Raw genomic sequence first — 8957 nt, forward strand, 5'->3', positions numbered from 1 at the left:
GGGGGCTCCGGCGCCGCGGCCTGCTGCCCGGGGAGCAGCGCCGAGTCGTCGTTCACCAGGCGGCTCGCGGCCCCGATGACGGTGTCCGCCCCGGCGACGGCGACGGCCGTGGTCGCCGCGAGCGCGACCCCGACGAGCGCCACCAGCCCCCGGCGGAGCAGGGTCTCAGGCTGCGCCACGGGCGTCCTCCGCGGTGCCCAGGCTGGCCTCGTCCTGGCCCTCGCCGCCGATCATCCCGGCCTTGCGGGTCAGCCAGCCCTGCTTGTTCATCGTGATGAGCGCCCAGGTCTTGATCGGCAGCGCCACCATCATGATCACGACGGTGACGAGCGGCAGGATCAGCAGGTCCGACGGGCGGCGGCGCAGGTGGCCGATGCTGCGGATCGCGCGGCCGGTGAACAGCCACGCGATGCCGAGCACGATCGCGAGCACCTGCTGCGGACCCAGCGCCGCCGCGACGAGGTAGTACACGGTGGCGAACATCGTGACCGGGGTGAAGAGGATCTGGAACACCGTGAGCTGGGAGATCAGCGGCACCCGGAAGAGCCAGCCCTTCCAGAGCGCCGTCAGGTAGCAGCGGTAGGAGTTGCGGCTCCAGCGCACGCGCTGCTTGCAGAACGCCTTGAACGTGGCCGGGAACATCGACAGCGCCCGCGCGGAGTCCTGGTGCTCGGTGCGGTAGCCCTGGGCGAGGACGAGCCAGGTGAGCCTGCCGTCGTCGCCCGCCACGCAGCGCCTGCCCAGGAAGTACTCGTGCTCGAGGTTCTCCAGCACCGGCATCACGGCCGAGCGGCGGTAGGCCGCGGTACGACCCGAGAGGCACACCACGGCGCCGGCCCTGGCGGTGGCGGGCACGTAGTCGATGTACCGCAGGTCGATGATCCAGTCGGCCACGCGCCGCCAGGTGCTGCTCCTGTACTCGTAGACGTTCTGGCGGGTGCCGACGCCGCCCACCCGCGGGTCGACGAACGGCATCTGCACGGCGTCGAGCAGGCCGGGTGTCCACATCGTGTCGGAGTCGGTCAGCACGATGATCTCGCTCGTGGCGGCCCGGATGCCGACGCCCAACGCGGATCGCTTGCCCTCGTGGGCGAACATCATCACGTGCACCCGCCGGTCCATGCGGGCCATGAGGCGGTCACGGGCCTCGATGTCCGCGACGTCGAGGACGATCACGACCTCCGTGGGGTTCTGCCCGAGCCACGTGTCGAGACAGCGGTCGATGATGTCCGGGTCCTCGTGGAACGAGGGCACGACCACCGACGTCGTGGTGCGGAAGCCGTTCACCAGGGGCGTGTACCGCGCGGACAGCAGCTTGCGGATCAGCCAGACCGACCACGAGATCCCGCCGATGACACCGACCGGCACGAACAGCTGCCAGTGCTGCAGCAGCTGAAGCCAGTCCTGCATCATTCCCCCGGTAGTCGATCGACCATCAGAGTGGGAAATTAGCAGTCTGGCCGTCGTTGCCGATCACGGGGCCGGTGCTTCGCGCCGTTCACCCGGAATTCACCAAGACCGTTCGGCGTGAACTTCCTGCAGCTCAGAGCATCGCTGTACCCATTTTGTGATCCGGGCTGTAGCGCGCGCGCGGTGATTTCGATCGCATTACACACAACGACAAAAGGATACGGTCAAGCCGTAGTGATTGTCGCCACACTCGATCGTGGAGGCGTTTCCGCTGCTTTTCCCGAATGGCGGGTGACGCTCCGTCGACCGTCGCCGTCAGGCGCGGTGGAACTTCTCGGCCCGTCCCTGGCGCGCGAGGCGCAGCCACTGGGCGAACTCGCGGGGGCTGCGCTTCGTGACCAGGAAGTACCAGGCGAAACGGGGCAGCTCGAGCATCCCGATCCGGCGCATGCCGGGCTGCGAGATGAGGTAGCCGCGGTTACGGAACGTGTAGTAGCGCTTGACCGGATCGTCGGGGTCGCGGGCGTGCAGCCGGCCGCCCAGCATCGGCTTGTCGTCGTCGTTGCCCGCCGGGTGCAGGTACGCCGCGCGCAGCGCCGTGCCGAACGGCAGGCCGGAGCGCACCATCCGGCGGTGCATCTCCACCTCATCGCCCCGGACGAACAACCGCAGGTCGGGCACCCCGAGGACGTCGAGGGACGAGGCCCGGAACAGGGCGCCGTTGAACAGCGCGGCGATGTCGGGCAGGAGCTCGTCGTCGGCGCCGTGCTCGACGTCGGCCGCGAGGGCCGCGCGCGAGCGGTGCCAGTTCAGACCGCGGCGCACCGGGAACGCCAGGCGGTCGGGATCGTCCTTGTCGGCCACGGTCGGTGACACCGCGGCGAGACCGCGCCGCTCCGCGAGCTCGACGAGGGTGGCCAGCACCGTCTCGTCGGCGGCGTGGCCGTCGTCGTCGCCCAGCCAGATCCACTCGGCACCCATCGCGAGCGCGTGCAGCATGCCGAGGGCGAATCCGCCGGCGCCGCCGAGGTTGTTCCACGACGGCAGCCAGGTGGCGGGCAGCCCGCAGGCCTCGACGACGTCGCGTGCGGGCCGGTCCGGCCCGTTGTCGACGACGATCAGGTGCGCGACGGGGTGGGTCTGCTTGGCCAGCGCGGCCAGCGAGTCGACGAGGAGGTCGCTGCGGTGGCGCGTGACGACGACCGCGACGACCGAGCCGGCAGGGAGCGGCTCCCTGCCCGCCGCACCGATGGTTGGACCGCTCCGCTCACTCACCGGGCTTCGATCTCGGCGAGCACGTCGCGGCCCTTGTAGTGCGCCAGCACGTCGCGCAGCGGGCCGTGCTCCTTGACGGAGCCGTGCTCCATCCAGATCGCGGTGTCGCACAGGTCGGCGAGGAACTCGTCGGAGTGCGAGGCGAACACGAGGATGCCGGAGCGGTCCACCAGCTCGTTGAGGCGATCGCGCGCCTTGGCGAGGAACTCCGAGTCGACCGCGCCGATGCCCTCGTCGAGCAGCAGGATCTCGGGGTCGATGCTCGTGACGACGCCGAGCGCGAGCCGCACGCGCATGCCCGTGGAGTAGGTGCGCAGCGGCATCTGCAGGTAGTCGCCGAGCTCGGTGAAGGCGGCGATGTCGTCGACGCGCGCCTCCATCTGCTTGCGCGTCATGCCCAGGAACAGCCCGCGGATGAGGATGTTCTCCAGGCCGGAGATCTCCGGGTCCATGCCGACGGCGAGGTCGAACACGGGGGCGACCTTGCCCTTGACCGACGCGCGACCGCGTGTGGGCTCGTAGATGCCCGACATGAGGCGGAGCAGCGTGGACTTGCCGGCCCCGTTGTGGCCCACGAGCGCGACACGCTCGCCCTGGCGCAGCGACAGGGTGATGTCGCGCAGCGCCTCGATGATGGGCACCTTGGACTCGGTGCCGATGCGGCCACCCGCCCGGCCGAGCACGGCCTTCTTCAGCGACCGCGTCTTGGCGTCGAAGATCGGGAAGTCGACCGCGGCGCGGTCGAGATCGATGCTGACCATGGAAGAGCCCCAGACCTCGTGCGTCAGACCCAGTACGCGACGCGGGAACGGTAGTTGCGCAGGCAGACCAGGGCGGCCGCGCACCCCACGACCGTGATGGCGCCGACGACGTACCAGTGCCGCCAGACGATGGCCTCACCCAGCAGCGGCTCGCGCAGGATCTCGACGAAGTGCAGCACCGGGTTGAGCTCGATGTAGCCCGCCAGCGGGTTGGTCGACAGCCGCTGGAACGACCAGACGATCGGCGTCATGAAGAACACCAGCTGCGTGAGGCTGGCGATGATCGGCGGGATGTCGCGGAACCGCGTGGCGATGATGCCGGAGAGCACCGAGATCCACACGCCGTTGATCACGAGCAGCGCGAACGCCGGGATCGCGAGCAGCAGGTTCCAGCCCAGCGGCCGCGGGAAGATGACCATCAGGATGGCCCAGACCACCAGGTTGTGCATGAAGAACAGCGTCTGGCGCCACAACAGGCGATAGACGTGCAGCGTGAGCGGCGCCGGCAGGAACCGGATGAGGCCCTCGTTGGCGATGAAGACCTCGCTGCCCTCGAGGATGCAGCCGTTGATGAAGTACCAGATCAGCAGGCCGGTGGCGACGTAGGGCAGGAACTGCGGGATGTCCTCGTGGAACAGCGCGCCGTAGAGGAAGCCCATGGCCGTGGCGACCACCGCCATGGTGATGCTGATCCACAGCGGCCCGAGCACCGAGCGGCGGTAGCGCTGCTTGATGTCCTGCCAGCCGAGGTATCCCCACAGGGGGCGCTGTCGCCAGCCCTGACCGATGTCACGAAAGGCGCGCTTCCAGCTGCGGGGACCGGAGGCGTCGGCCGCGAACGGGTCGGGGGACGTGGCGTCCTCGGCCCGGTCGTCACCGGTCGTCATGGTCTGGGACACCGGTCGAGGGTACCCACGGCCGCAGGCACCCTCCCCGGCGGTGGGGTCAGAGGTACTGCCCCGTACCCCGGCCCAGGCCACCCTCCGGAGCGCCCTGCTGGCCCGTGCCCGGAGGCAGCCCGCGGCGCATCTGCTCCAGCTGCGCGCGCGCCGCCATCTGCTGGGCGAACAGCGCGGTCTGGATGCCGTGGAACAGCCCCTCCAGCCAGCCGACCAGCTGCGCCTGCGCGATCCGCAGCTCGGAGTCCGACGGCGTGACGTCCTCGGTGAACGGCAGGCTCAGGCGGTGCAGCTCGTCGCGGAGCTCCTGCGCGAGGCCCTCCTCGAGCTCCTTGATGGAGTTCTCGTGAATCTCCTTCAGCCTGTTGCGGGAGGCCTCGTCGAGCGGCGCCGCCCGCACCTCCTCGAGCAGCTGCTTGATCATCGTGCCGATCCGCATGACCTTCGCCGGCTGCTCGACCATGGCGCTGACGCCCTGCCCACCGCCGTCGTCGCCGTCGGAATGCGGCATCTTGGCCATGCCCACCGGCTGCCCGTCCGGCCCGATGACCATCACCTGCTGCTCCCCGTTGCCCTGCTCCGGTCCCATGATCACCACTCCCTTGCCGAGCACGCTGCGTGCTTGCCCAGTGACCGGCTCGTCCGGCCTGCCTGACTACCGTATCGGGATGGCGTACGACGTCGCCCGTGTGCGCGGGCTGATCCCGGCGCTGGGGGACGGGTGGATCCACCTCGACGCCCCGTCGGGCATGCAGCCGCCCGAGGAGGTCGTCTCCGCCGTCTCGTGCGCCCTGCGGCTGCCCCGCGCCGTGCCGGGCGGCCCGTTCGCGGCGTCGCGCCGGGCGCTCGACGTCGAGGACGCCGCCCGACGTGCGGTCGCCGATCTCGTGGGTGCCGATCCGGCCGGCGTCGTGCTCGGCCCCGGCCCCGAGGTGCTGCTGCGCCGCCTCGCCGACGCCGTCACCGACTCCCTGGTGCTCGGCGACGAGCTGGTGGTCTCCCGCCTCGACGACGACGCCAACCACGTCCCGTGGGTGCGCGCCGCCCACCGCCGCGGCGCGTCCGTCCGCTGGGCGGAGATCGACATCGAGACCGGTGAGCTGCCGTCCTGGCAGTTCGACGAGCTGCTCGGGCGTACCACCCGGATCGTGGCCCTGACGGCCGCCTCCGCGCAGATCGGCGTGCGCACCGACGTGCGGGACATCGCGGAGCGCACCCGCAGGTGCGGCGCACTGCTCGTCGTCGACCTCAGCGCGGTGGCCCCGTTCGGGCCGGTCGATCTCGACGAGCTGGGTGCCGACGTCGTCGCGCTCGACGCCGCGGCCTGGGGCGGCCCGCAGGTCGGGGCGCTGGTCTTCCGCACGCCCGGCCTGCTCGACCGGCTCGCCTCGTGCTCGCTCGACCCCGCCGCGCGCGGACCGCACCGGCTGGAGGTCGGCCCGCATCCGGGACCGTTGCTGGCCGGGCTCGTCGCCTCGATCGACCACCTCGCGGGCCTGGACGACTCCGTCACCGGCACCCGCCGCCACCGCCTCCGCGTCTCGATGGCGGCGCTGGAGGACCACCAGCAACGCCTGCTCCACGAGCTCCTCGTGGACCTGCGCCGCATCGACGTGACGGTGCTCGGCGCGGTGCGGTACCGCGTCCCGCTGCTGTCGCTGACCCTGCCGGTGAAGGCGGCCGACGTCGCCGACCACCTCGCCGCGCGGGGCATCTGCGCCTTCGCCGACCCCGGCGACCGCGGCGTGCTCGCCCACCTGGGCACGGCGGCGATCGGCGGTGCCGTGCGCGTCGGCCTGGCCCACTACACGAGCCGCGCGGAGACGGGAATCCTCGTCTCCGCCCTCTCCGAGCTGACCTGACCCCGCCGGTCGGCAGGAACCGGCACGCGAGTCAGCGCGCCCCGGGCGTCACCAGCAGCACCTTCCCGATCACGCCGCCCTCGTCGAACATCGCGTGGGCCCTGCCGGCCTCCTCCATCGGGACGGTGGCGTGCGTGATCGGCCTGACCCGGCCGTCGGCGATCATCGGCCACACGAGCTCACGCACGCCCGCGACCACGGTGCCCTTGCCGTTGGGGCCCTCCACCGGACGCGCGCGCAGACCCATCGAGATGACGCTGCCGCGCTTGCCCATCAGCGCGCCGAGGTTCAGCTCGCCCTTGACGCCGCCCTGCATGCCGATGATGACGAGCCGCCCGTCCATCGCCAGCGAGGCGATGTTGCCGGCCAGGCCCTTGGCCCCCATGTTGTCGAGGATGACGTCGGCGCCGTGGCCGTCGGTGGCCTTCATCAGCTCGGCGGGGATGTCGTCGTGGTAGTCGATGACGATGTCGGCGCCGAGCTCGCGGCTGCGCTCCAGCCGGTCGGGTGCGCCCGCGGTGGCGGCGACACGCGCACCCAGCGCCTTGGCCACCTGGATCGCGTGGGTGCCGATGCCGCTGGTGCCGCCCTGGACGAGGAACGTCTCGCCCGCGGAGAGACGGCCGGCCGCGATCACGTTCGACCAGACCGTGGAGGCCACCTCGGGCAACCCCGCGGCCGTCACGATGTCGACGCCGTCCGGGATCGGCAGCAGCTGCGCGGCCGGCACGGCCACCTTCTCCGCGTACCCGCCGCCTGCCAGCAGCGCGGCCACCTCGTCGCCGACCTTCCAACCGGTGACGCCCTCGCCGAGCGCCGCGATGCGGCCCGAGGCCTCCAGCCCGAGAATGTCCGATGCGCCGGGCGGCGGTGGGTAGTGGCCCTGGCGCTGCATGATGTCGGCGCGGTTGACCCCGGCCGCCACGACGTCGATGACGACCTCTCCTGGCTGGGCGACGGGGTCGGGAACCTCCGTCCACTGCAGGACGTCCGGGCCGCCGGGCTCGCTGACCGTGATGGCGTACATGCCGCGGACGCTATTCCGTCGAGCGCGCGAACGCGATCCGGCAGTCTCTCGGCATGGAGCACTGGCCGCTGGAGCACCTCGTCCTGCGCACCCCGCGCCTGGAGCTGCGGCCGGACGACGACGAGGGGCTGCGCGAGCTCGTCGAGGTGGCCTACCGGGGCGTGCACCCGCCCGAGGAGATGCCGTTCGCGGTGGGCTGGACCGACGCCGACCCGGCCTACCTCGGCCGCGGGATGCTGCAGTACTTCTGGTCGGAGCGGGCCGGGCTCGCTCCGGAGAAGTGGTCGGTCCACTTCCTGGTGCGTGTCGAGGGACGGGTCGTCGGCGTGCAGAGCCTGCACGCCACCGGCTTCGGCGTCACCCGCGAGGTGGGCAGCGGCTCGTGGATCGGGCTGCGCCACCAGGGCCGCGGCATCGGCACGGAGATGCGCGCGGCCGTGCTGCTGTTCGCGTTCGACCACCTCGGGGCCACCCGCGCCCGTTCGTCGGCGTTCGTCGGCAACCACGCGTCGAATGCGGTCTCGCGGCGGCTGGGCTACCGCCGGAACGGGACGGAGACCGTCGTCCGCCGGGGCGTCCCGACCGACGACGTGCGGTTCGTCCTCGACCGCGACGACCTCGCGCGTCCACCGTGGACGCTCGAGGTCGACGGTGCGGAGGGGTGTCTCGGACTGCTCGGCGCCGCGTGATCAGCCCAGGTTCACGCCGCGGGCGAACGTGTCGCACTGCGCCGGGTTCCCGCTGTTGTACCCGGTCATGTACCACTTCTCGCGCTGCGCGGAGCTGCCGTGCGTGAACGAGCTCTGGTCCACGCGGCCACCGCCCAGGTTCTGCTGGATGTAGTCGTCACCGATGCGGGACGCCGTGTCGAGCGCGGCGTTCACGTCGGCCCGGGTGACGTCGAGGATCAGTGGCTTGCCCGACGCCGTCGGGGTGGTGGAGGCGTGGTTGCCCCAGACCCCGGCGTAGCAGTCGGCCTGCAGCTCGAGGCGCACCGATCCGGACGTCGGGCCGGTGTCGCCGCCCCGCACGCGGCTGGTGGTGCCGAGCAGGTCCTGGATGTGATGGCCGTACTCGTGCGCGATCACGTACGCGCGGGAGAAGGTACCGCCCTGCGCGCCGAAGCGGGTCTCGAGCTCCTTGAAGAAGGAGAGGTCGATGTAGATCTGCTGGTCGGCGGGGCAGTAGAACGGCCCGGTGTCGGACGTGGCGCCGCCGCAACCGGTGCGGACGCTGCCGCTGAAGAAGTTGGTCCTCGGCGGCGTGTAGGTCTGGCCCGACCGCGCGAACGTGTCGCTCCAGTACCCGTCGAGCGAGTTGACGACGGCCACGACCTCGCAGTCGAGCTGGGTGTTGGCCTGCGCGCCGGTGCGGCAGCTCGACGCGGCCGCCGTGGTGTCGGCGGTCTGCCCGGACGCGAGGCCCTGGAGCCCGTTCGGCAGGGCCAGACCGCCCCCGCCGGCGAAACCGCCGCCGCCGAGCTGGGAGAGCAGGAAGTAGAGGATCAGGCCGACGATGCCGAGGCCACCGCCACCGACGGCCACCCGGCCGCCGAGCGCACCGCCCCCGCCCCCGCCGCCGCCGCGAAGGTCGTTGATGTTCGAGGTGTCGAGCTGGGCGTTCTCGTCGAACCGCATCAGTGCCTCCCGCTGGCGTTCCGCGCGGAATCCCACCACACGTCGAAGGTGCAGGCCGATCGGGCGTACCGCCCGAACGGGTCACG

At 71.5% G+C, this 8957-nt stretch carries 9 protein-coding genes; 2 read left to right on the forward strand and 7 right to left on the reverse strand.

Features of this window, described 5'->3' with window-relative positions; genetic code table 11:
• Positions 1 to 165 precede the first annotated feature (165 nt).
• From JWR81_RS25100 to JWR81_RS25120, 5 genes are all read right to left on the reverse strand, one after another.
• The gene (locus JWR81_RS25100; protein WP_297658131.1) at positions 166 to 1410 is read right to left on the reverse strand and encodes a glycosyltransferase; all 1245 of its coding nucleotides are present in this window, start codon (positions 1408 to 1410) and stop codon (positions 166 to 168) included.
• A 315-nt stretch (positions 1411 to 1725) separates the two neighbouring features.
• Positions 1726 to 2685 (reverse strand): glycosyltransferase, encoded by a 960-nt coding sequence (locus JWR81_RS25105; RefSeq protein WP_297658133.1) that lies wholly within the window; start codon positions 2683 to 2685, stop codon positions 1726 to 1728.
• On the reverse strand, positions 2682 to 3446 hold the full coding sequence (locus JWR81_RS25110; protein ID WP_297658136.1) for an ABC transporter ATP-binding protein: 765 nt from the start codon (positions 3444 to 3446) through the stop codon (positions 2682 to 2684). The genes JWR81_RS25105 and JWR81_RS25110 overlap by 4 nt, the downstream gene beginning before the upstream one ends.
• A 23-nt stretch (positions 3447 to 3469) precedes the next feature.
• Positions 3470 to 4345, reverse strand: a complete 876-nt coding sequence (locus JWR81_RS25115) for an ABC transporter permease (RefSeq protein ID WP_297658139.1) — start codon at positions 4343 to 4345, stop codon at positions 3470 to 3472.
• 46 nt (positions 4346 to 4391) lie between these two features.
• The gene (locus JWR81_RS25120; RefSeq protein ID WP_297658153.1) at positions 4392 to 4934 is read right to left on the reverse strand and encodes a bacterial proteasome activator family protein; all 543 of its coding nucleotides are present in this window, start codon (positions 4932 to 4934) and stop codon (positions 4392 to 4394) included.
• A gap of 79 nt (positions 4935 to 5013) precedes the next feature.
• On the opposite strand from JWR81_RS25120, the gene JWR81_RS25125 reads away from it, so the two are divergent.
• Entirely contained in the window at positions 5014 to 6207 is a 1194-nt protein-coding gene (locus tag JWR81_RS25125; RefSeq protein WP_297658142.1) for an aminotransferase class V-fold PLP-dependent enzyme, read from the forward strand.
• 31 nt (positions 6208 to 6238) lie between these two features.
• Here JWR81_RS25125 and JWR81_RS25130 read toward each other — a convergent pair whose 3' ends face one another.
• A complete protein-coding gene (locus JWR81_RS25130) occupies positions 6239 to 7234 on the reverse strand; it encodes an NAD(P)H-quinone oxidoreductase (protein ID WP_297658145.1) in 996 nt (331 codons plus the stop codon).
• A 53-nt stretch (positions 7235 to 7287) separates the two neighbouring features.
• Here JWR81_RS25130 and JWR81_RS25135 point away from each other — a divergent pair, with 53 nt between their 5' ends.
• Entirely contained in the window at positions 7288 to 7923 is a 636-nt protein-coding gene (locus JWR81_RS25135; RefSeq protein ID WP_297658147.1) for a GNAT family protein, read from the forward strand.
• On the opposite strand, the gene JWR81_RS25140 is transcribed toward JWR81_RS25135, so the two are convergent.
• Positions 7924 to 8871, reverse strand: a complete 948-nt coding sequence (locus JWR81_RS25140) for a neutral zinc metallopeptidase (protein WP_297658150.1) — start codon at positions 8869 to 8871, stop codon at positions 7924 to 7926.
• Positions 8872 to 8957 lie beyond the last annotated feature (86 nt).

The organism is Pseudonocardia sp., from assembly GCF_025965585.1.
GTDB lineage: Bacteria > Actinomycetota > Actinomycetes > Mycobacteriales > Pseudonocardiaceae > Pseudonocardia.